The sequence below is a fragment of the Candidatus Babeliales bacterium genome (genome assembly GCA_041660205.1).
Lineage (GTDB): Bacteria > Babelota > Babeliae > Babelales > Chromulinivoraceae > JACPFN01.
On sequence record JBAZWT010000007.1, the window covers coordinates 38,069 to 62,304 of the forward strand.

Sequence of the window (24,236 nt, forward strand, 5' to 3'; positions counted from 1 at the left end):
GTGCTATTTCATAAATAAATGAGGAACTTTTATGAACAAAATTGAAAAAAACTTAAAAATTTTCTTACTGCTTACCAGTCTTTTTATATGCAATCAAACTTTATTTACTCCTGAAGAAGGTCCTGAAAAATCAGGAGAACAGCAGAAGCGAGAACAATCTCAAAAACCTGATGCTCAAGAAAAAGAAACAGCTGAGCAAAGAGATGAACGACTTCGCAATCAAACTTGGAGGGAAACAAAATTAAGTGAAATGCACAAGAAAGCATGGGTACATATTAAGGATGCCATTTTTGGAAAACCTGAAAAAGTCAAACTTGACGTAGAAGAAAAACAAGCTGCTCCAAAAGCTAAAGCATCAGAAGGTGATTCTAATAAAGTATCAGCTTCTGAATTCGAGGCAGTTGCTCCAGAAACAAAAGTAACAGCTAACGATAATTCTCCAGCGGCAAATGAAACAACCCCAGAAGCTGCTCCCAAAATAACAGATTCTGGATTCGAGTCAGTTTCAGAAACAAAAGCAACAACTCTTTCTAATTCTCCTGTAGCTAAAGCTGCTAAAGAATATATTGATCCACAATCGTTAGAAGGACGAAGGATTGCAAGCGAAAAAATTGCAAAGGAAAAGGCTGCAAAGGATGAAGCTGATGCTAAAGCAATAGCCTCAGAAAAAGAAGCTGCTCAAAGAAAAGAAGCTGAAAAATTCGTGGAAAAATCTACTCCTATGCTTAAAAAAATAAAAAATCTCAGTGATGAATCTAGCCGTAAACAGATGCTCGAATTGTTAGATTTAGATCCTACAAAACCTTACACAAAAAAAGAAATCGTATCAGCTTACAGAAAAGCATCTACTATATGGCATCCTGATAAATGGTCGCAGGCAACAGACGAAATACGAAATGAAGCAACAGAAATTTTCAAGAAGATAAATGATGCATACGAGTCTTTAGTGGCAAAACAGAATAAGTATGAAATAGCCAATAAAATTAGTGAGAAACTTAATCTCATATTTAAACAAAAAAATTTAAACAGTTTCTCTGAAGAGAAGATATTAAATCTAAAAAATCTATCGTGTGAGCTCTTAGGATTAGATCCTAATGAGCCTTATAGTACAACGAAAACTGAAGACGCAGTAAGTAAATTGCAGTATGGTCTTACCGATAGTGACCTTGATCTTAAATTTGAAGACGATATCAAAAAAGCTTCATCTTTCTTAAAAAGAGAATATTTTCAAGCAAAAAAAGATGAGGCAATACTAAAACGCGTTCCTTTTGAACCTGAGCAAGTTAAAGAGTTAAGCCCTAGTGGCATTAGCCGATTGGATGATGTACAAATTAGACTACTAACTAAAGCAGATCAAATTAAAAATCTCTCAAAAGCCCAAATTGATGCATTTACAGATATTCAACTCTCAAAGAAAAAGGATGGCGATGGTTTCTCTGATGATAAAATCAAACAATTAAAGAAACAATTTGAAAGCTTAAAGCCAACAGCTGAAGAGACAAGACTGTTCGAGGAAAGAATAAATAAAGCAAGACCACCTAAAAAATAACTTTTTAAGCTATATACTTTTTGTGCGCAACTAACTGCATGATCTCTTTTATGTGCACAACCTGAGATAAAAATGCTTGCTCCATTTTGCTCGCTAAAAATTCTGTATACTCAGGTAGATATCTAAAATTAAAGGTAACGTAAGGAGCAGTTGTTACGTCAATATCTTTGGTTGGAAAATAAAGATACGTAGCCACATTTTTATTGTAAGAATCTGTTCGAGGATCATTAAAAACAGTCATCGTTTCAGCACTTAGCTGCTTAAGTGTTACTTCCGACATTTTTTCTGGCATCAATAACCCTTTACGTTTGCCGTAAGCAGCAATTTCTCGGATTGTTTGCAGGTCACCAGGATTAGAATCATACATTATAATAATATCAAGCGCACGTTCAGGTCGATTTATAAGAGTTGGTACTGGAAGATTAAAATCTATGCCAGCATCAAAAAGTCCCAAAGTATCACCATCTTGTCTGTAATTTGGAAATTTTGCATACGTAATCGGATTTCTTTCTGCTATTATTTTTTGAATCAAATCTTTTATATAATTTTGAACCAGACTGTTACTCAGTAAAGCATTTTTATGCATTTGCCCAAATGGCTGCACATCTACCTGTAAGTCAATTTGAAATAAATTATCAGCTAAAGACTTTGTTCCTCTTAATTTTAGTTGCTCTTCATTAAGATCTTGTACCGTTGCCGCAAAGGCAGATCCATACATTCCTAAATAAAAACTGATAGGATATTCAAGCTTTACGCTGTCAAGATTTAACTGCCCTTTGCTAAATTCTGATCCTAAATATTCAACTGGCACATACCCTAAATCAATACTGCCAGCTTGAAATGGACTCATCTCAAACCATTCATAATTGCGCACGGTTGTTTCATAAATAGAAGCACAGAGTGGTAGTGGCATACGCCCAGACTGCATAGATGGTGCGACCGAAGACCATGTCGCGTCCAGTCTGTTATCTCCAGCAAGTTCTAAACTATAATTTGCTACCAATGGTCCATACACATTTATTAAGCTTATTGGTTGATCGTATGCAACTCGCTTTGCTACTTCAATAAAAAAATTATCGCTAAGTGATAACGGCAACAATGGTGGCGGATATATTCCATTAATTCCAAAAGGTATCTCTTCAGAAAGTGACTGAAAAAGATGCAACTTCATGTCGATTAAAATATCTAATGTATTTTCATAATGTCCCGTTGCAGCCAAATAACACAAAGGAGCTATGGTCCATGTTGCTCCCGAAAGGCCTGCTACATAAAGTGTGGCATCAAAAACTTTTGATTTTACTGCCCCTGTCAAAAACCCTAACGTTCCTATCATAGCTCTATTGCCACCTCCGCTACAGCAAAAAGCCACTTTCAAAGGTTTATCTATTTCAAATTCGTCTTTTAAAACAACTTGTACATTCTTTAAACGATTTTGCAGAAAAAGTTTTTCTTGAGAGCATAAGTCTCCTGTTATCTGCACAGCAACAGGAGCAGACGGCTTTAAAGTAGGATATTGATACTTAATTAATTTTTTGAGCAAGATTTCTGGCGACGAAATAATAGCACTGAAAATGTTAGACCTGCCAAAAAATCTTTTCGGCTCGTTTTTACGTACTTCACCTGTAGATAAAGATGATTGAGTTAAAAATAAGATGCCCAAGAACATAAGCGATTTATAAGCATTCATACATTTACTCTATTTTTTAATTTTGATTTCAAACAATCGAAACTAAATTAAATAAGAGAGAAGTGCAAATGATTTTTAATCCATATCCTCAAACTTGGTCAGCTCACGAAGGAAGCGAAGTGGAATGGTACCCGTAGGACCGTTACGCTGCTTACCAATGATCAACTCAGATAGTTCTGGATTTTCTGTTTCTGAATTGTACACGATGTCACGATATAAAAACATAATAACGTCAGCATCCTGTTCGATCGCACCAGATTCTCGAAGATCTGAAAGCATTGGTCGTTTGTCTACACGGCTATCGACAGCACGAGAAAGCTGAGAAAGTGCAATGATAGGCACTGCCAATTCTTTAGCAAGAGATTTTAAGAATCGAGAGATCTCTGAAACTTCTTGATGACGGTTTTCATGACGTCGACTTGAATGCAGTAGCTGTAAGTAGTCAATAACAATAAGCCCTACATCATGCTTTGCTTTCAGTTGTCGAGCCTTTGCTCGAAGCTCCATAATGTTAAGCGCAGCTGTATCATCGATGAACAATTTCATTTCACCAAGCTCTGCAGCCACATGGGTCAAAGCAATCCATTCCTCAGAAGAAATGGTCGCGTTACGAATTTTTTGGTGATCAATGCCTGATTCAGTTGAAAGAAGACGAAGCGTTAATTGCTCTGCTGACATCTCTAAAGAAAAGACACCAACTCCAGAGCTTTGCTTGGCAGCATTAATGGCAATGTTTAAAGCAAATGAAGTTTTACCCATAGAAGGACGCGCAGCCAAGATAACTAAATCACCTGCTTGAAAACCAGAGGTCATTTTATCCAGACCTTTAAAAGAAGTTGCAACCCCGGTAATCCCGCGACTTGAACTTTTAATAGATGAAAGATGCTGGAATGTTTTTTTTAACCAAATATTAAGTTGAACAAAATTCTGCGATGACCGATTATGAATGATTTGAAAAATTTTCTTTTCTGCTTCATCAATAACATGGTCTACTTCTGTTTCATTTTGATTGTAACAGCTTGTAATGATATCAAGAGATGAATGTATCAGATTTCTTAGTACGGCCTTTGAGCGAATAATTTGTACGTGCTGTTCAAGCATGCCAAAAGAAGGAATGTTTTCTTGGAGCTCCATGAGATAGGTAATATCTCCAGCCATAGCGAGCTCACCAGATTTTTGCAGAGCATCTTGTAGCGTGATCATATCAATGCGTTGATTGTTTTGCGATAAGCTGAGCATGGATTTATAGATAGCTCCATGCGCTGGTACATAAAAATCTTGCGGCTGCAATGTTTCTTCAAGCGTTGGAAAGCAGGTATCATCTAAAAGTACGGCACCGAGTACAGACTTTTCAGCTTCAATCTGCATAGGCAGTGATTTTCCAAGCAACGTTTCTTTTTGTCCGTCGCTTTGCACATTTTTTTTAGGAAAATTATTGGTATATTGTTGCACGAAACATTGCTCCCTATACAGCACGTATCCCTGCGCAAAACAGGGATACGTAGCAGTAACTTTAAACTTCTTAGTTTTTTCTGATCTAAAACAAATGTCAATTTTTCTCAGTTGACAATTTGCCCACCACTCATCTTGCCCACCACTCATCGTCCTCGGGCTCGACCCGGGGATCCAAGTAGTTAAATTATCCTTATTTTTCTGATAATCCAGAAACTTTCAGTGTGAATTGCGGTTGCAATTTTGAAGAAAGTTTTATGGTTACCAAGTGTGAGCCGGTATTTTTGATAGATTTATCAAAAATAACTTGGCTTTTTGAAACTTTAACATTATTTGCAGCAAGCAAATCAACAATGTCGCCTGCGCTGATTGCAGCATACAAACGATTGTCATCATGCGTTTTTCTTTTCATTGATAAGCGTAGAGCTTTGATTTGTTCAGCAAGCATGCTTGTTACTGATTCGATAGCTTCTTTACGTTGATCAACAGTTTTTGCTCGTTTTTCATAGAAAGCAAGATTGCTATCTGTTACCATAACGCCTAACTTTTGTGGGAACACAAAATTTTGTGCATAACCATCGCTTACTTTGATAATTTCGCCAGCAATGCCAACTTTTTCAATGTTTTTTAGTAAGTAAACTTTCATATCAACCTTCTTGTACTTGAATATAATTTAAGATAAAAAGCATTATATCAAAACAGAATCAAATGACTACTCAACATTCACTTTTCCCACATTAGTTCTACCCTGAGTACTTGCATATAAAACCATTACATCGTGCTTTATTTCAAAATATTTTATATATAAAATTGCCAAATCTTTCATATACTTACAACAAAACCATGACTCATTCCAAATCAAAATAATGGGATATCCTTTTACCTTTTTTGCTTCAAAGAATAATTCTGAACAAATAAAAACTTGATAGGTTTGTCCGCAGAGCTCAATGGTGTCAAGACAATCAACCGAGCACTTACAACCATCTACCTCCTCGTTTATAAAAAAATTGCCACATCCAAAAATGCTACAAATTTTAGGGACTCGTTCTACAAATGGCATTAAATGTTGCTTGTCGTAATAGTACGTAATCTTTCCGCCGCGTAAAACGATAAAACTATTAAAAGTTCTACCATCAACGCATCGATGTCCACCAAACATGATCGTAGCCCCACAGTCAGGGTCACACCACAAAGGAACAAATTTTTGATACTCCAACACGTCCCAGCAAAACGTTGACTCTGGCATTAAAATATAAGCTGTTTGTGGACAGGTCATTATAACTTCTCCAATGTCATGGACCATGCGATATCCGACAAACATAGGATTGTGGTGTCCGTACCACCATGGTTTAAGATACTTTATGTGAGACGTTGGTATTTTTTTTTCTTGATAAAAAAAAGAACCGACAAGAAAAGGAATTAAACAGAGTAAGGCTAAAAGGAAATAAATTTTTCTTTCCCTCGATACTTCCCCGACTTGATCGGGGACACTCGGGACGAACGACGGGTTGGAGAAAGCATGCGTAGGCTGGATCGTGAGCAGCAATGGTTGGGAGATAGTGTGCGTAGAACGAATAACGTCGTTAAGAACATGAGAAAATCTTTTTATCAATACAAATGCCCTTAGAGAATAATTATTATTTTTTACGTCGTTCGTCCCGAGTGTCCGTCGTAGCCTTGGCGAAGTCGGATGTATCGAGGGATAAAAGAATTCAGTCAAACATATTTGAAATAAAATCAAACAGCTTAAAACTCCAACGCTTCCTATGTATTTCACGCACCACAAAAACTTTGGATAGTAGCATAGCGGTATAAGCGGACTAAAAAACGGATAGCCATCAAGCCCTCCAAATGGAAACATACAAAATTTATCAATAAAGAAAAAAAATAAAACCGTTGTGAGTAACCATGTTGAAATTAACCATGAGCAGTGAATCAGCTTCAACCATAAACCAGAAAATAAAGACAGCCATCCTATTGTAACTAGCCACAAAACAATTGCGCTAGCACCTACCTGCTTAGTTGCAATCATTACCAAAAACCATATGCCATGAACTCCAAAGGCCGGGACTCCCCACACAAATCCATCAAAGAATGTAAGTGCCGTTTTTTTAGACTTCAAAATAAGAGGAATTAAAAAAATAAATAAGCATGGAATCGATAACGCAGGAAGAAAAAAAGGCATAAGAAATAAAAAGACTGAGAAGAAAATGTAAAACATTGCAAGGCCCTCTGGCGACAGATCAATAAAGTTGCTATAGTTATTTTCTAGATATCAATTTTTTAATCAATCCCATTAAAAAAAGAGTTTGTCACTTATGAAAAAGTTTATACTATCACTCATTTTTTGTAGTCAGATCATTGTACCAGGCGTAGGACCTATGCAGGGAATGCCATCAGTTGCTGATGTCTTTGGTGGCATGAGCGAAGAACAAATTGCAGAGCAAGTCAGAGAAGGTCAAAGATTCATAGAAGAGCTTCAAAAAAACGGCTCACCTGAAGACATAAAAGCATTTGACGATTTACTCATGCAGACACTCAACTCAATGTCTGAAGCCGACTTTAATGACATTCAAAATATTGCAAAATTAGTAGAGCCTCATCTTGACCTGCCACAAGAGCAACCAAAACCAATTGAACCAGAAGTTAAACCTGAAGCAAAGCCAAAATCTATCGAGGTAGAAGGAAGTGACGTTGAGTCGTTTCAAAACTTCATTGGCGCAATTTCAAAAGGCATTGATGAACTATTCCAAAAAATGGAAGGCTCTAAAGACTGCGCTGAAGAAATTAATGCTAAGTGGAAAAGCAAGGCAACCTTCAGCAACATGAAACGTCAGATCTATCAGCTTAAAACAAAACGCCTTTCTGAAAAACTATCTAAAAAAGATCTTGCCTCTGAGGAAGATACTTTGGTTAAAAATCTAAAAAAATTAGCTAAAGATCTCACGAAGCATAATGATGACTTTAAACTAGAAGATGATTTCGGACTTCCTTCAAGCTACGCACAAGAAAGAAAATACCTCAAAAAAGCAAAATCTATACTTTCTTCACTTGATGGGCACATTGATCTTTTAATGCCATCACTTGAAAAATTCCTACGCAAGTGGGACCCTGAAGCGCTTGAAATGGCTAAAGAAGCTGACGTAAAAACAGCTAAAGCTGCTAAAGATGCAATAGACGCAACAAAAAAAACTGGCTCCTTAGAATCTCGTTTCTCAGACTCTTACGGGCCATCATCATCTAGATATGGTCAATCACCTGCTGAATATCCAAACTATGGTCCTGGTGGTTATGGTGGCTATCCTGATTATTATGATCAAGGAGGATATAATCCAAATATGGCCTCATCTCCAGGGTCAGCAAGCAGCGACGAAACGTCTAGAAATGGTAGTGCAGCTCCTGCAGATAAAAAAGCTGACATCAAAACTCCAGAGACAAAAGAAGAAAAAGAAAAGCAAAAAGTAACAGTATCTCCGTATGATGAAGTTATGGGCGATATAAGTGATCATACAACTAAGTATAGTTCCCAGCATGAACAAGATTTTGTAAAATTCATGAGTGATGAAATTTCAAAATATCCAGATGCTACAAACAACACTCCTGATACTTTAAAAGCATTTAGCACAGAGGATCAAAAAGGAGAACACCCTATGCGATATGTTGTTAACGCTCAAGGTATTCCAGTTCCTACAAACATCACGAATCCTGATAGCGCTACCACATGGATTAACAATGACTTTAAAGATTACACGACTAACATTCAAAACAAATTAAGAAGTACCTTCTTACCAGAGTTCGATGATCTAGATAACGTGCTACAGACAATGACTAAAAATATTCCAAATATGGGTGCCGACGAATTAGCAAAAATCCCAACAAATACAAATCTCGCTGAAATCCAGCGCAGACTGTCAGTCTACCAAAAAGCATTTGAGCCTATTGAGCAAAAGCTAAACGATATTAAGAAAAATTACGATCCATTGTTTTTGTCTGATCCTCAAGTAGCAGTCAATTACAAAAATGCTCATGATACATTTGTAAATTCTCTCAATGGAGAAATTGGCAGCAAATTAACAGCATTGTCTGAAAGATTAGATAGAATCAAACGTAAAGCAAAACGTAACGTTGGCGCTCTTAAAACAAGTGAAACTAAAAAAGCAAAACAGTAACTTACTCGATATAACTCAACAAAAATCCCCGGCTAAATTAACCGGGGATTTTTTTAGTTAAAATTATTACTGTTGTTGATATTGATTATCAACAAACTGAACAACACGCTGGCGCGATGATGGCGCCACGTTTTGTCTATTATAATCATCTATGTATTCGTATGGTCGAGCCGCATCTAAAGCAGAGTATGCTGATGCTGATCGAGCCGCTGGAGCATTAGCAGTTCTATAGTGCGCTTGTGGTTGCGCTTGTTCTTGTGATCTATACGGTGAAATATATCTATTAGGTTGTGGTGCGCCTGTTAACAGTGTCTGTGTTGAACCATGAAACACAAGTGGTCTAGATAGTTGATCTAAAGCACGTGTTTTAACTTTGATAACTTCTTTTTGCATATCTTGCAGTATGTTAAGCATTGCAAATTGCTCATTTTCAAATTTTCCTATCCGGTCTCTCAGTGCCTTCAACCCTTGACTAGTACTAGCTGAACTTGTTTTTTGTTTTAAGTCTTTAATAGCCTCTGACAATGCATGATTCTTAGCATCAATCGAATTAAACAATATTTCATCTAATTGATTATTTCTTGCAATCAATTCTTGTTCGTTTCTAGCAAAAACTACAACAGCATCTCGTCCATCATCAGAATAAGCATAAAAATCTGGATACTTTAAAAGTATCTCGTCTAATTGTTCACGGCTCAAATCTGGATATCTTTTCAGCACTGCCTGAACTTCACTATCTCTATAATTTTTATACATTTGATAAAAATTTAAGTAACTAGCCAGATTTTTTGCTTTATCCCAAAAATTTGCCGCTAGTCCTTCTGCGCGCGCTACGTCCGCTTCTCTTGAAGATAATTTAGGTGTTGGCGTTGGTGTAGCTGATGTTGCTGGTGGAAACATGCTTTCATCAACCTTGCGATAACCTGTTGGTGTAGCTGATGGCACTTTAGTAGTATAACTACTAGATGACATAGCTTTAGCAGACCCTGGTGCTACTGACTCTTGAACTTGATAACTACTCGGTATAGTTGTTGTTGCTGGCATTGAGTCATCGTCATCATTTGCATGTATTGCCGTACCCACCAAAACACTCATTAATAGTAATCTTTTCATCCCTAACTCCTTCTTACTTAATTTATTTGTTACTTGTTTTCTAATTCATCTTTTTTTAATTAACTAAGAGTTTCTCCAAGCTTTCAACCGTGCCAAACTCTACCTCTAAATAATCTTTTTCTGATTCTAATTGATTTAGTTCGTAATCTAAATTCTTTTGTTGCTGTATCATATATCTTTTACGGTCAGATATTTTAACAAGTTGGTCGCGTAGAGCTTTTTCAGACGTCCTTAATTCATCTATACGAGCACTTGTCTGAGTTACTTCATCTTTTAGTCTTTCAAGACGCTCTTTTTTAGAGACACTACTTCCAGCAAGTATCTCTTTTTCTATTTCAGACAATGATCTCATTTTATTTTCTAATATTTGAATTTCATCTGCATCTTCATTATTTTGTTTTTTTATTTTTTTTCTTTGATCTTCGATTTCCACATTCAAGCTTTGTATTCTTCGTAATAAGTCCTCAGATTGAGACTTTTTCAAACGAAACGCAGTATTTATTTCTTTAAATCTTTCTATTAATTCTTTTATGATTAATTCTTCAGATTCTTCTTCCTCTTCGAATTCGAATTCAGAGCTTACTTCTTTTGTAAGTTTTTCTTTAGAAGGTTTCACAGGAGAAGGTTTCACAGGTTCCCCTTTTTGTTTTATTGGAAGATAACCTGTTTCCACATCTAACAAATCTTCCGATTCACCTCTAACAGTCGCCGAAGATCTGGCTGGTGCCGACGCATAGACCTGCATACACACCAAAACAGTCATTAAAAGTAATTTTTTCATCCCTAATCCCTTCTTTATAAAATACCACATATCTCAAGAATACCTTTTGCAGCGCCAAAAAATCAACTGTTCGCCCTTTTATTTTAATATATTCCTCATAAGTTCCTTATAAAATCCTTATAAAGCCTTCATGAAATCCTTGCAGATCAAGTTATAAAAACATCCTTATAGTGCCCAAAACGATGTAAAAAAAACAAAGAGTTCTACAATTTCCCCGCATAGCCGTGCTTCCAGCCGGCGGGGAAATTGTAGAACTCAGATTATTTGTAAAGTTCTATTAAAAAATGTGAGTGCTGCGATGTAGGCTACGGTTTTAAAACTGCAGCACACCGGCCACAAAGTCCCTCAACGCTACAATCAGTCGACCATTGCCAACAGCGATTGCATTTTGTTCCCGCAGCTTTGCTCGCCGCTAGAAAAACCCCTGGGACCACCTCAAGCATTGAGCTATCCGGCTTATCTACCATTTCAACCTGGGAAACAATGCAATATTCTTTAAAAAAGGCTTCTGGAGTTTGACCAGATAAAACACGAATGAAATGCTCAATGTCTTTATATCCGGAAAAATCTGGGCTTATGCGAAGGCGTAGAGCGCTGTCCAGTGAATGTTTGATCACGCCCTGCTCACGCAAATTCTCAAGAGCTTTTAAAATAGTAGAACGCAGTAACGATAGTTGCCCCCATGCAGCCATAAATTCAGACTGCGCAGACGCGCTATCATCACCCGCATGGCGCAGGTACGGTTGCTCGCTCGATCGATACGCACGCATCACGCCTTCAAACAAAGTCTGAGTGTCGGCAAAATCTTGTAAATGAATTGATTCTTGCTCTGAATTTTTATATTCATCAAATATCTGCTCAGCAGTCATGGAAAGGATCGGCGCCATAACCGTCGTCATCGTATGTAAAATATGATAGCAAACCGTCTGAGCACTTCGTCTCAAAACCCCATTAGCCTTTTCAACGTACAGACGATCTTTGATAATATCTAAATAAAATGCGCTTAAATCTTTAGCGCAATAGTCGCCCAGCTCATGAAACGCAGCCGTCATCTTGCGATCGCGGTAAGCGTTTTGCACCGTTTGATTAAACTGATGCAAGCGAACTAAAGCCTGCTGGTCAATTGCAAACATATTTTCAAATAAAATGGCATCTTTTTTTATATCAAAATCATATAAATTCGAAAGTAAGAATCGGCTCGTGTTTCTAATTTTTCGATACACCTCTGAAACGTTCTTAAGCAGTAGTTCAGAAACGATCGGATCACTATCATAATCATTACTTGCCACCCACAGACGAAGTCCATCGGTACCAACCTTGTCAACAATTTCTCCAGGAGTAACTACGTTGCCCAGCGATTTTGACATTTTTTTACCATGTTGGTCAACGGTAAAACCATGCGTTACGATTTCTTTCATACAAGCAATTTTTTCAAGCACAAGCGATGTTAAAAGCGAACTTTGAAACCATGCACGATGCTGATCTTTACCCTCAAGGTACATATCAGCAGGATATGCTTGATCAGGATTATTACGCAAAACAGCATAGTGACTTACGCCAGATTCAAACCATACATCTAAAATATCAAATTCTTTTTGAAATGATATTGATAAACATGAAGAGCAGGAATAATTTCCAAGATCTTGCACAGAAACTTTGTCCCAAAATTCAATACCCTCTTTTTCTACACCAAGGGCTGCCGTCTCAATGAGTTCAGGTGATGTAAATACATGACCACACGTCGTGCAATTCAATGCAGGAATTGGAACTCCCCAGGTGCGTTGACGAGAAAGGCACCACTCAAGTCGCCCTTCTAACGTGGCAGAAAAACGATTTTTTCCAGTCTCTGGAATCATTTTTAAATCTTTGATTGCATCCAAAGCCCGTTGCTTCAAATTATGTTGCGTCAAATCGCAAAACCATTGGCTCGTCGCACGGAAAATCAGTCCATTACGGCATCGCCAACAATGCGGGTACGAGTGTCGAATGCTTTGTTTGAAAAGTATTAAATCAAGTTCTGCTAATTTTTTTATAACCCAAATTTGTCCATCAACAACAGGCATGCCTGCAAGCTCAAACGGCTTAATTTCAGTTGTATATTTTCCATCCGGTGACAACGGTGAATAAATTTCCAAGTTGTTTTTTATACCAACTTCATAATCCTCCGGTCCACAGCCAGGAGCACTATGAACACATGCGGTACCATCTTCAAGTGAAACAAATCCATCACCAATGACTGGTACTTGAAAGTCTTGTATAAAAGGATGAGATACTTTTTGACCAATCAAATGTTCTGCTGCAAAAGTTTTTAAAACCTGTGCGGTCATCCCTGTGATCGCTGCAACTTTCTCAACCAAATCTTTGCCAATAATGACCAACTTACCGCTCATTTCCACCAGAGCATACTCTGCTTTCGGACGTAGCACAACGGCACGATTCAATGGCAATGTCCACGGTGTCGTTGTCCAAACTAAAAGACTAACCTGGCGCCCTGCTGTCTCGGGGAAAAGTTTTGATGAAATGGACTGAGAAAATGGAAATTGAACATAGATCGATGGATCTTTACGCTCTGCGTACTCAATCTCAGCGTTCGCTAAAACGGTCTGGCACGAAGCGCACCATGGAACTGTTTTTAATTTTTTTTGGATAAAACCTTGCGCTACAAACTCTGCAAACGCGCGTAAAATTGCTGCTTCATATGAAAAACTCATCGTTGTATACGGTGTATCCCAATGCATCATAACGCCAAGTTTTTTAAATTCCTCGCGTTGAACATCAATCCATTTTTGTGCATAAAGACGACACTCTGTTTTTAATTCTTGCCGAGATAAATTCTTATGCTCTTGAGTAACTTTAAGCTCAATTGGCAAACCATGACAATCCCAACCAGGAATAATTGGCACATGCTTACCAGCCATACGCTCAAATTTGGTCACAATATCTTTTAAAATTTTATTATATGCATGCCCCAAGTGAATGTTTCCGTTTGCATACGGTGGACCATCGTGAAGAATAAATTTTGTTTCACCTTGATTATGAGTAAATGTTTTTTCACTCAGTTTTTCATCATTCCAACGCTTAAGCATAATTGCGTCTGAAATAGAAAATTGAGCTCGAATTGGAAAATCTGTTCTAGGAAGATTTAACGTACCTGAATACTCATTTTTTTTCGTTTCATCACTCATGGAAAACACACCTCATGGCAGAAATAAACATACAGAAATAATGCATTTTAAAAGGATACCAAAAGCTGTGCTTTTTTCTATGGCTATATGAACACACATATCCCTCGATACATTCTGCTAACGCAGAACACTCGGGACGAACGACTGTAAGTAAGAATATCCTAGAACTGGATCAAAACGAATCTCAAAAAAATTATTTTACAACTTTCTTCCGTACTAAAAAACTATCACCCAGCTGCCGTTCGTCCCGAGTGATTTCGAAGAAATCAGCCTGCCCGGCGAAGCCTTGTGCGAAGCCTGGGTATCGAGGGACTATCATTACCCTCTTTGTACCCATTTATCAAACATACGAACAACTGATCGACTGTCAGTTGGTAAAAGGCTTCTGTCTTTGCCTACCCAGCGTAATTCTTTTGACTCACTATTTCCCACAAACTCTTCATTACTGGTAACACGTAATAAAAATCGTACGTCGTAGTGATAGTGCCCTTTTTCACGACTGTTTTCAGGAATAAAATGAATATCAATATCAAATATTTCAGTACTAATTGCAGCAACGTTTTCAATGCCAGATTCTTCTTGCGCCTCTTTAAGAGCTACTGCCAAAATATCGCAGTCACCATCACAGTGACCACCAAGCTGACACCAAATATTCAATTTGTTATGATGCATAAGCAGTGCCTTAGATCCATCCTTACTCTCAAGCCATGCAGAAGCTGTCATGTGCCCAATTGCAAGCGACCGCTGAAAACAATCAGCATTTTGCTCCACGAATAATATCATTCGTTGCTTCGCTTCAATTTCTTCATGATCTGTTGGATTATATGCTTGCAACAATGTTAATAACTTCGATCTATGCATAAAAATCCTTTTATAAAATCAATTTTGCTCAACTAATAATTACTTGATATCATATGATACATGAAAACAATCAATCTAAAAAACAAAAATATCGGTATTTGGGGCCTTGGCGTAGTCGGCAAATCAGTACTTGAATACGTTAAACAATTCACCGACCACATTCAAATTCTGGATAGTAAGCCACACGAAACTATTGATGTAATTATTCAAACACCGCAGTCAATTAAAAAATTTTTAGATTTCAATGACATCATTATCCCAAGTCCTGGCGTTGCGCTGCATTCCTATCAAAAAAAATATGGCGCAAAATTCATATGCGAGCTTGATATTTTCACAGCACAAATTGCGACTAATGCTACGCATATAAATACAATTGCTATCACTGGAACAGTTGGAAAAACAAGTATCACCAATTTGCTACAACAAAGCATTCCGGATTCTGTAGCCGCAGGAAACATTGGATACGCAATGCTTAACGTGTGCAACTTACATCCACAGCCGCAAACAATAGTACTCGAGCTTTCAAGCTATCAGCTACACTACGCACACCATTTTGCACCAGACTTAGCAATCTGGACCAATTTTTTTCCAAATCATCTTGATCATCACAAAACTAAAAAAGAATATTTTGTCGCTAAATGCAATCTCATCAAGCATCAAACAAACAATCAGATCGCCCTGCTGCCCTACCATTTAATTGAAAAAATAAAAAAGCATGTCGATGTATCATCACGCGTATATCTTTTTTGCCCGCACAAGCCACGTAAAAAAATAACAAATCCAATATTTTACATTCAGAAAAATAATGTTGTTTTGGACGATGGTTTACGGACTGTGATCCAGCCTACGTCTTCAAGTTTAAGTGACGTTCGTCCCGAGTGTTTTGCGAAGCAAAATGTATCGAGGGATACTAGAATCTACGGCGGACAAGCCGGGCTAAAGCCCTTAGTTGTTTTTAAAAACATACACTTACTACCTGATGTCACATTTCAGCAAAATTGGCTCATCATCATTGCAAGTTTGCATCTCCAACGTATTCCATTCGATCAGCTCATCACTATGACACACACCGTGCAAGATCAAGAGCATCGTGTTGAATTTGTCCGCAATCTAAACGGTGTTGATATTTATAACGATTCAAAATCAACGGTATGGCAAGCAACCCATAAAGCGACAGAACGTTTTAAACATAAAAAAATCGCTCTTTTCCTTGGCGGAATGAGTAAAGGTACTAATCGATCACCGCTGATAAAATTTTTAACGAAGCAACAAGTGTGCGTGTTTGCTTTTGGAAAAGAAGCTGAAATTTTATCATCACTCTGCAAAAAATATAACGTGCAATGTTACACATCTGCAACATTGCAGCAAGCGCTAGACCAATATCTTTCACTTCAGGATAATCCTGTTCAGAATAATTTTGAGATTCTTTTATTTTCACCCGCTGGATCAAGTTTTGATCTTTTCAAAAATTACCAAGATCGTGGCAATCAATTTAAAAAAATGATTATGCAGTTACTGTAAAAATTTTCACTAAATATTTTCTTCATTCATGCAAAATTCTATGTTAACGTGGTGATTATCTTTACCTAGGGAAATAAATGTTTATAGAACAAAGACTTAAATATGATTTGACCATGTTCCTACTCATCAGCATGACGTTTGTAATGCTCGGAATTATTTTCGTATACTCTTCAAGCTCTTTTTTCGCACTTGAGACACTCAACCAACCACTTTATTTCGTCAAAAAACAACTTATTGGTCTTGTGGTAGGAATTTTAGCTTTTCTTTTGGCTCGTTCAATTTCACTACAGTTTTTAAAAAGTGTCAGTTTTTTTGCATTGCTTGCCACAACGATCGCCACAGCACTTCCTTTAGTTAGTTTTTTAAGCCATAAAATGAATGGCTCGCACCGTTGGTTAAACCTTCATGGATTTATATTTCAACCAAGCGAAGTTTTAAAAGTTGCGCTCGTTATTTATTTAGCTTCCATTCTTTCTCGAAAAAAAATACTGGATAACAATACGCTTAAAACAGCATTGCCGCTTTCTATCATCATGGGAGTTATCGGGCTCGTGCTTCTCAAGCAGCCTGATTTTGGATGCTTGGCAACGCTTTTTGCAACAACGCTGATCATGCTTTTTGTGGCAAATTTACCTCTCAGATATTTTATCGGTACCATTGTGGCTGCACTACCCGTTGCATTTTTTATGATCTATTTACAACCATACCGGTGGCAACGAATTGTGACGTACCTTGACCCTTGGCAAGATCCTCAAGGAACAGGATTTCAAATTATTCAATCACTTATCGCAATTGGGTCCGGAGGATTATGGGGAACAGGAATTGCACAATCACAACAAAAATTTTTCTATCTTCCTATGCAACATACTGATTTTATTTTTGCCATCATGGCAGAAGAAATTGGATTTATCGGATCTTTGTTTTTTATAATTCTATGCATGCTCTTTGCATGGTTTGGATTTAGAATTTCATGGAATTTAAAAAACATGTTTTCAATGTTTTTAGTGCAAGGAGTTACTACCATAATTTCGTTGCAATTTATCATCAATCTGTTTGTATCAACTGGCCTTGCCCCAACCAAAGGTATCGGCCTTCCATTTATTAGCTATGGAAACACAGCGCTTGTCTGCAATCTTTTTATGATTGGATTGGTCGCAAACGCTGTGCAGTCAAATGATTGAAAATAAATAAACTTTATAACTCTTCTACAGGCAATCCTTTTATCAATCCTAATCCCATAGTTCTTTTTTCAAATTGTTTAGTTTTTATTGCATGAACTTCTGAAACATATTTACTTCCTAGCTCCCTGTGTCCTTGCAAAAAAGCTATAAGGGCTTGTGAATATAATACTTCAGTTACATGATTACGCTTACGAGCATTACACTCTTCACAATACAAACGCTTTGCTTCAGATATTGCCACATCTATTGGATAACTATATCCAAATACTTGATATCGACACAGTATTGCTTTGTTAATCAAAGCCATTTGCTCAGAGAGTTGCTTTTGTCGATCCACAAAGGACAAATCAGCATCTCGAATTGCTTGATGCATTTTTTTTAACTTTTTCTCATCCATTACTTCGTATGCCTTTTGTGCTTCGCATGTCCATTGATTTTGCACACAAAATAACGTTAAAAGAAAAATAATTTTACACTGAAACAATTTCATAAATAAATACCCCTAAAATATTTTTATAATTAATATATGATCTTGAAATAAACTCTATAAACCTTCTAATGGTTACTGATTTAGCAATTCTAATCGCGTAGCTATCTTTTCAAATTGTTTATTTTTTATTAAATCAGCTTCTGAAACATATTTATTTCCTAGCTCCAGTTGTCCTTGCAAAAAAGCTATAATTGCTTGTGAATATAATACTTCAGTTACATGATTACGTTTTTCAACAAGACACTCTTTAAAATACAATTTTTGCGCTTTTCTTGCTTCACAGTTTATTTCAACATCATCTTTTAATGCAAACTTTCGAATTTCTATAGCCTCACGAACCAAATCCATTTGGTTAAAAGTTACGCATTGATCACGCGTAAAAGCACAATCTACTGCTTCAATTGCAAGAGTTAGACGCCTTTTATTCTCTGCTTCTTTTGCAACCAACGACTCACTTACATGGTATCCTTTTTGTGCTTCGCTTGCTTGTTGATTTTGTACACAAAACAACGTTAAAAGAAAAATGATTTTACCCTGAAACAATTTCATACATGAACTCCCTAAAAGTATCTCTACAACTAACATATTTTAAACAGAAAATAAATTTTTAATAAATCCGCTCATCCTAACTATGCATTACCCACAAAAGATAACACCACTTCCCAGTCGTTCGTCCCGAGTGGAATTGCAAAGCAATTTTGTATCGAGGGAAAATTACTTTTTACCCTTCGATACTTTTTTCTTCGAAAAACACTCAGGGCGAACGACGGAGAGAATAATTTAATATCAAATCAAAAAACTATTTTTTCCAATTCATAGCTACATCAATCAAAAGACGAACTGAAGAACCAGTTGCACCTTTTCCATAGTAACTAATGTTTGGCACATTGTATGCAGTACTTGCAATGTCTAAATGAACCCATGGAACTTCATCGGTAAAATGTCGTAAGAACCATGCTGCAGTAATCGTTCCTGCTGCAATCGCAGGATTTCCAACGTTTTGAATATCTGCAACTGATGATTTAACTGCATCTTTAAAATCTAGAGTGAATGGCAAACGCCATACGTAGTCACCAGAATGCTGCGCTGCTTGTTGTACTTTTCCAGCCAACTCATCATTATCACTAAGCAATGCAGAGAAAAATGGACCAACAGCATAAATGCATGCACCAGTAAGCGTTGCTACATCAATGATTGCATCAAGTTTATAATTTTTAACCGCGTATGAAAGCGCATCAGCCAAAACAAGACGGCCTTCTGCATCAGTGTTACGAACTTCAGCAGTTTTACCATTGTAAAAAGTTACGATGTCACCTGGTTTTTGCGCTGACCCACCGAGCAAATTTTCAGTGATTGCTGCAAAACCAATAACGTTAACGTCGGGGTTTAAATCAGCCAACGCAGCAAGCGTATTGATGACAGAAGCTGCACCAGCCATATCTTCTTTCATTTCTTCCATAGAGTTTGCAGGTTTAATGCTGAGCCCTCCAGAATCAAATGTTATACCTTTACCCACAAATCCAATAGTTTGCGCTTTTGCTTTTTTAGATTTGTACTCAAGAATCACAAATTTTGCATCTTGCGCAGATCCTGCAGAAACACCTGCAATTCCGCCCATGCCCATTTTTTTAATTTCTTCTTCGCTAAAGATTGTGCACTTAAGACCTTTTTCTTTTGCTAATTTTTTAGCATGGTCTGCTAATGCTGTTGGGTGCAAATGATTTGCTGGTGTATCAACCCAATCTCTGGTGCGATTAACAGCTTGACCAATAACTGACCCAATTTCATTGCCTGATTTTGCAGATTTTTGCTCAGAAGTTTCTACACACAGCGTAACTTCAAGAACTTTTGCTCTATCTTTTTTATCAATGGTTGTGATGTATGTATCGAATTTGTAACTTGCAATATGCACAATGGTTGTTACTTGCTGCATGAAATAATCAGCATCAAGACCAAACAGTTTTGCTTCAGGCAAATCCAATGCCAATGACTCAAAACCTTTTGCCGCAGCAGCTTTAACAACAGAGCCAATTGATCTACGTAAAGTTTCTAAACTTAATTTTTTATCAGCACCCTGCAAACCAAGTCCTGCAAAATACAAGTAGGTAATTGTTTTGCCTTTACCAAAAACTGGCAGATGAGCAACTGATCCCTGTGCTCCGGTAAATTTACATTCTTTTAAAAATTGACCAAGATCAACGCCTGTTGTTTTGCTTAAAGCTGCAAAATCTTTTTCTTGAAATTTTTCTTGAATAAAAAATGCTACTGACTTGCTACCAAGATCAAAAGCATTTTTTGTAGAAATTTTAGTTTCTATTTTCATAACATTCCTTGTATATAAAAGAATTTTAACACATAAAAAACTATAACAAAAATCCTCGCACAAGTCACATCTGACTCATACGAGGATTTTTTAAAACTACTTTTTTTATAAAAAGTTATTTTGCAGCCGGTGTTGCTTTAGCTTTAGCAGCAGCAGCAAGAGCATCCGTTTGCATTTTAATGACAGGGCTACTGCGATACTCTAGCTGATTTTTACCTGTTGAGCTGTTTTTCGTTACCGTCACTTGTACTTTGCTAAGCACTGATAAAAAGTCATTTAAAGCCAAGCTATAACCTACAGACATGCCAGAGTTATCAAATAACGCACCTGTTTGTAAATCAACATATCCACCATCAGCAAAATAGGTAAACGTTGATGCTGTACCATCAGATGGAGCAATTGATGCAAAGAATCTTCCATCTTTAGATGGGTAAATTCTGCCTAAATTCACACCAAGCAAGTTCAAGTCAGTCGGAGATGTTGGAGCACCAACAATAGAACTTGCTGAATTCAATGCTTTCAAGCCACCAACATTTTGTATATTTTGAACGAATAATGCATGCGTTGACTCATCAGGCGCAGAAACTGTAATAGATTTTCCAGCAACCGTTACTTGCTTCGTGGTGTATGGACCAACAGGAAGCGCAATAGGACAAGCAACCACATCACCATTCCAGATTTGTGTTTGATATGATGCCAACTGAGTATCTTCCAACTGATCAAATACAAAGCCATATTTATAATTATGAGTTCCGTCACTAATTGTGATAAACGGAGCCTTAGTGTCGCTGTCAACATCAGAAGAAATAGTGATTGTTTTAGGCTTATCACCACTTACAGAGACCATTTTCAATGGCGCGCTTGAAGCTTTTGCTTCTGTTTCTGCTTTATACATTTTTTGACCATAGATGATATGAGAGATGTTGCCTTTATGTAGTACTAATTGTGCGTCAACGTATGAACTATTTGATGCTGGTGAACTCAAGACTTTTCCAGAAGCATCTGCACTAATAATTGGCACTACAAACAGAGGATTCCATGTGTAATCTGTATTAACGTTGTATGTTTTTTTACCAACAGTGTAACTAGTTTTTGCTTTATTATTAGTAACCGTCAACAGGTTATACGGAGAAGACATCCCCATCCAGCTCATGCCGTCTGTGCCAGACCCGTCTGTGCCGTTAACGTTTTTGTAATCAGCACCATCGCTCATGTACCCTTGCATAAATCCTGCATTATTTTCATACAGCAGAATCATATCATCTACACCTTTTTTGCCTGAAACGATAGCAACTTGTTGTTTTAATTTAACTGGTGTTCCATCTTGTTCATATAAATTACCACCAGAAACTGATATCCATTGGTTTCGTTTTCCTTTAGTTTCATAGACGTAATAAGTTCCCATCAATTTACTAAAGTACATATGATAACCATTTGGCAGAGTGATATTTTCACCAGGGAAATTCGAGTCAGTGCTTACATACATAGTTGAACCAGAAGCTCTACCACTTAACGCTTTATCATCTTCATGCATTAACAGTGACGGTTTGAGCAATGGAACACCCAGAGACTGTTTTCCTTGCCCGTCAACAACGACACCATACATGTCTTTGGTTGCTTGCAATTCAGAACCTTGGATAACACGAACCTGATTACCATTTGATTTATAAACTGCACCAGTTGGTACTGTTTGATTTGGCACATCAAAGAATTGATATAAGAAATCGGTTGAATCTGTATCGCTTGCAGGCGACACACGTACATAGCTTTTTTTGAGTGGATCAAATTTCAATGTTGCATACGGAGCTGGAAGTCCGTTGAGTCCAGATGGTATAAGTCTATTAATAATTGCAAGTACTGCAGCTGGTGTCATTAAAGTTGCACTGTCTGGAGCTTGAGCTTCATCTGCGTCTAATTCTGCTTGCTCTGCTTGCTGCGCAGCTACACGAGCTTTAGCCATTGCTTGCAACTGATTTAAATTATCTTGGATCCACAGACTCCAATCACCTTTTGAACTATCAGTAAATGCAAAAAGTTGCGTGATAGGAGTCATCATTCCTACAACACCCGTTGCATCATACACTTCACCAGTAATTAAACTCATCATATTTTGTGTGTTAGCGCTTAACGGTGTTTGTCCAACTACCGGACTGCTTGGATAACCATCAAGCGTTACAAACATGTCCGTTGGCTCAAAGCTTGCTTGTGATTTATGCATTCCTGCAGCAGTGAAGTATACATATTTTTGCTCATATAAGTCGCCAGCATAAATTCCAAGATGCAAGTCACCAAAACTATATGGACCCATTGGTGTTTGCATTTGCGACACGTACGAATTTACAAAATTTGCATATTGGGTTTGGAAAGCTGTACCAGCTATAACAGGAAACTTAGTCATTAAAGCATCTTGAATCAACTGACATCTCATTTTTTCTGAACCAGCGGATGCCGGTCCAGCTGGTGCTGATATTTTTTGATGTTTATTATTGCCATCCAATTTTGCAGTTCCATCAGTATCGTACAGATATCCGGTCAGCAAGCTCACCAGTATTGCATCTTTTGTAGCCGAAGTAGCATTGATCGGATTTAACGACGCTATAGCTGGTGACGTTGATTTTACCAGCACATACAAATCATTATTTGTTAAAGAAGCTGAAGGACTTGGGCTTACTTCATAGATGAAACATTTGCTTGCAACTGCTGTTTTAGGTAAACCATGCGCTAATTTAAAGGCAAGCGTTCCAACGTTAAAACCTTGAGATTGTACTGAAGAATCAAAATTATCCCACCATGCATCACGCATTTCTGTTAAGTAGTCAGGTATAGTCGCAGTATCTCCAGCAATCGCACTGAACATATTAAATGTACCTTTTGCAGATTTATTTAATTTGTACGTTGCTCCACTTTTTGTAAGTGGCGCTTGTGAGAAATCGGTTGCTTGTAGTGTTCCATCAGCTTGAACCGTGTAACCAATATCAGTTACCAAGCTGTAAAAATTAACAACTGTAGGATCTGGCAACTGCACCCCAGCATTTCCAGAGCTATCTTCAGCAACTAAAAGATCTTTAACTTGTGACTGTGCACCTTGTGATGCAAAACAGTAACTTCCTTCATACAAGTTAACAGTTGATGCTGTTCCGCCTGCCGACGCTGCCGGAACAGAAATAGTTTTTTCACTTAACGTTAATTTAGCATGACCATACGAGAATGGTCCTTGAGAGTATTTTGAAAGCATTGCTTGTGAATGTATCGTGAATTGTTGACCTAAAAGAGGGAACGTTGCTGCTTTTGCTTGAGATTGCGACAATTCTGCAATAGCAGCCTGTGCAACAGCTGTTAAGCCTGCAAATTTCGCATTTGATGTGGTGCTTGGATTTACAGCATACATCATAGGTGTACCATCTTGAGCAGCAAAATCAGCCAAGTTGTAGCTCAGTAAGCTCGCCCAGTATACTGCTGCAGGATTTAAACCAATCGTTGGCCAGTTCACCGTTGAACCTGTGACTATCGGCTGCTGCGTAGGTACGCAAAGTGGAACTTGATTGCCTTGATCATCAAGGAAAATAATATAATCAACATACTCTCCATACGGTGAAAACTCTTTAACTGTTTTGCCAGCACTTTCTTGCTGTTGAAGGACGTGAGCAAAAGCAGTATTTGCACACACATAAACCCAACATCCTTGTGCTGCGTAGTTTGTATTTACATCAGCAAACTCTTCAGTGTTTTCAGGTGCTTTTGTAGCAACTGAAGTTTTAGTTTTTGCAGATTTAGAAGAAGAAGTTTTTGCAGGTGTTGCTTGAGAATAAAATGCTTTATTGCCACCTGATACTGGAGTAACTAAACCAAGTTGAGACACGGCAACTGGTGAATTATTTGGGAATGTTGTTTTATTAATTAATTTGCCATAACCATCTGTACAGA

At 37.5% G+C, this 24,236-nt stretch carries 16 protein-coding genes; 4 read left to right on the forward strand and 12 right to left on the reverse strand.

Annotated features, from left to right (window positions below):
• Positions 1–31: 31 nt before the first annotated feature.
• Positions 32–1,549, forward strand: coding sequence for a DnaJ domain-containing protein (locus WC747_03435; GenBank protein ID MFA5999042.1), 1,518 nt, complete (start codon positions 32–34; stop codon positions 1,547–1,549).
• Between the two features lie 4 nt (positions 1,550–1,553).
• Here the strand turns inward: WC747_03435 and WC747_03440 are convergent, their stop codons facing one another.
• The 4 genes from WC747_03440 to WC747_03455 form a co-directional block, all read right to left on the reverse strand.
• Positions 1,554–3,236 (reverse strand): hypothetical protein, encoded by a 1,683-nt coding sequence (locus WC747_03440; GenBank protein MFA5999043.1) that lies wholly within the window; start codon positions 3,234–3,236, stop codon positions 1,554–1,556.
• Between the two features lie 75 nt (positions 3,237–3,311).
• Positions 3,312–4,838, reverse strand: coding sequence for a replicative DNA helicase (gene dnaB / locus WC747_03445; protein ID MFA5999044.1), 1,527 nt, complete (start codon positions 4,836–4,838; stop codon positions 3,312–3,314).
• A gap of 43 nt (positions 4,839–4,881) precedes the next feature.
• Positions 4,882–5,334: a 50S ribosomal protein L9 gene (gene rplI / locus WC747_03450; protein ID MFA5999045.1), complete on the reverse strand. Its 453-nt coding sequence runs from the start codon at positions 5,332–5,334 to the stop codon at positions 4,882–4,884.
• A gap of 66 nt (positions 5,335–5,400) precedes the next feature.
• The gene (locus WC747_03455; protein MFA5999046.1) at positions 5,401–6,909 is read right to left on the reverse strand and encodes a hypothetical protein; all 1,509 of its coding nucleotides are present in this window, start codon (positions 6,907–6,909) and stop codon (positions 5,401–5,403) included.
• 97 nt (positions 6,910–7,006) lie between these two features.
• Between WC747_03455 and WC747_03460 the strand changes: the two genes are divergently transcribed.
• Entirely contained in the window at positions 7,007–8,857 is a 1,851-nt protein-coding gene (locus tag WC747_03460; GenBank protein ID MFA5999047.1) for a hypothetical protein, read from the forward strand.
• A gap of 66 nt (positions 8,858–8,923) precedes the next feature.
• Here WC747_03460 and WC747_03465 read toward each other — a convergent pair whose 3' ends face one another.
• The 4 genes from WC747_03465 to WC747_03480 all read right to left on the reverse strand — a co-directional run bounded on the left by WC747_03465 (position 8,924) and on the right by WC747_03480 (position 14,797).
• Positions 8,924–9,970 (reverse strand): hypothetical protein, encoded by a 1,047-nt coding sequence (locus WC747_03465; GenBank protein MFA5999048.1) that lies wholly within the window; start codon positions 9,968–9,970, stop codon positions 8,924–8,926.
• A 55-nt stretch (positions 9,971–10,025) separates the two neighbouring features.
• Positions 10,026–10,751, reverse strand: a complete 726-nt coding sequence (locus tag WC747_03470; GenBank protein ID MFA5999049.1) for a hypothetical protein — start codon at positions 10,749–10,751, stop codon at positions 10,026–10,028.
• A gap of 305 nt (positions 10,752–11,056) precedes the next feature.
• Complete coding sequence (ileS, locus tag WC747_03475; GenBank protein ID MFA5999050.1) at positions 11,057–13,936, reverse strand: isoleucine--tRNA ligase; 2,880 nt, start codon at positions 13,934–13,936, stop codon at positions 11,057–11,059.
• Between the two features lie 318 nt (positions 13,937–14,254).
• Positions 14,255–14,797, reverse strand: coding sequence for an NUDIX hydrolase (locus WC747_03480; protein ID MFA5999051.1), 543 nt, complete (start codon positions 14,795–14,797; stop codon positions 14,255–14,257).
• Positions 14,798–14,857: 60 nt separating this feature from the next.
• Between WC747_03480 and murD the strand changes: the two genes are divergently transcribed.
• Together murD and ftsW are read left to right on the forward strand one after the other, a co-directional pair.
• Positions 14,858–16,318 carry a UDP-N-acetylmuramoyl-L-alanine--D-glutamate ligase gene (gene murD, locus WC747_03485; GenBank protein MFA5999052.1) on the forward strand — a complete coding sequence of 487 codons (1,461 nt, stop codon included), beginning with the start codon at positions 14,858–14,860 and terminating at the stop codon, positions 16,316–16,318.
• A gap of 77 nt (positions 16,319–16,395) precedes the next feature.
• Entirely contained in the window at positions 16,396–17,499 is a 1,104-nt protein-coding gene (ftsW, locus tag WC747_03490; protein ID MFA5999053.1) for a putative lipid II flippase FtsW, read from the forward strand.
• Positions 17,500–17,512: 13 nt separating this feature from the next.
• Here the strand turns inward: ftsW and WC747_03495 are convergent, their stop codons facing one another.
• The 4 genes from WC747_03495 to WC747_03510 form a co-directional block, all read right to left on the reverse strand.
• Positions 17,513–17,989, reverse strand: coding sequence for a hypothetical protein (locus WC747_03495; GenBank protein MFA5999054.1), 477 nt, complete (start codon positions 17,987–17,989; stop codon positions 17,513–17,515).
• Between the two features lie 72 nt (positions 17,990–18,061).
• A complete protein-coding gene (locus WC747_03500) occupies positions 18,062–18,538 on the reverse strand; it encodes a hypothetical protein (GenBank protein MFA5999055.1) in 477 nt (158 codons plus the stop codon).
• 250 nt (positions 18,539–18,788) lie between these two features.
• Positions 18,789–20,312, reverse strand: coding sequence for a leucyl aminopeptidase (locus WC747_03505; GenBank protein ID MFA5999056.1), 1,524 nt, complete (start codon positions 20,310–20,312; stop codon positions 18,789–18,791).
• A 115-nt stretch (positions 20,313–20,427) separates the two neighbouring features.
• On the reverse strand, positions 20,428–24,236 hold a 3,809-nt coding region (locus WC747_03510; GenBank protein ID MFA5999057.1), incomplete at its 5' end, for a hypothetical protein.

Coding starts and splice junctions, on each gene's coding strand:
- WC747_03435 (MFA5999042.1), top strand. CDS start 32: ATGAACAAAATTGAAAAAAACTTAAAAATTTTCTTACTGCTTACCAGT.
- WC747_03440 (MFA5999043.1), bottom strand. CDS start 3,236: ATGAATGCTTATAAATCGCTTATGTTCTTGGGCATCTTATTTTTAACT.
- dnaB (MFA5999044.1), bottom strand. CDS start 4,838: ATGAGTGGTGGGCAAGATGAGTGGTGGGCAAATTGTCAACTGAGAAAA.
- rplI (MFA5999045.1), bottom strand. CDS start 5,334: ATGAAAGTTTACTTACTAAAAAACATTGAAAAAGTTGGCATTGCTGGC.
- WC747_03455 (MFA5999046.1), bottom strand. CDS start 6,909: ATGTTTTACATTTTCTTCTCAGTCTTTTTATTTCTTATGCCTTTTTTT.
- WC747_03460 (MFA5999047.1), top strand. CDS start 7,007: ATGAAAAAGTTTATACTATCACTCATTTTTTGTAGTCAGATCATTGTA.
- WC747_03465 (MFA5999048.1), bottom strand. CDS start 9,970: ATGAAAAGATTACTATTAATGAGTGTTTTGGTGGGTACGGCAATACAT.
- WC747_03470 (MFA5999049.1), bottom strand. CDS start 10,751: ATGAAAAAATTACTTTTAATGACTGTTTTGGTGTGTATGCAGGTCTAT.
- ileS (MFA5999050.1), bottom strand. CDS start 13,936: ATGAGTGATGAAACGAAAAAAAATGAGTATTCAGGTACGTTAAATCTT.
- WC747_03480 (MFA5999051.1), bottom strand. CDS start 14,797: ATGCATAGATCGAAGTTATTAACATTGTTGCAAGCATATAATCCAACA.
- murD (MFA5999052.1), top strand. CDS start 14,858: ATGAAAACAATCAATCTAAAAAACAAAAATATCGGTATTTGGGGCCTT.
- ftsW (MFA5999053.1), top strand. CDS start 16,396: ATGTTTATAGAACAAAGACTTAAATATGATTTGACCATGTTCCTACTC.
- WC747_03495 (MFA5999054.1), bottom strand. CDS start 17,989: ATGAAATTGTTTCAGTGTAAAATTATTTTTCTTTTAACGTTATTTTGT.
- WC747_03500 (MFA5999055.1), bottom strand. CDS start 18,538: ATGAAATTGTTTCAGGGTAAAATCATTTTTCTTTTAACGTTGTTTTGT.
- WC747_03505 (MFA5999056.1), bottom strand. CDS start 20,312: ATGAAAATAGAAACTAAAATTTCTACAAAAAATGCTTTTGATCTTGGT.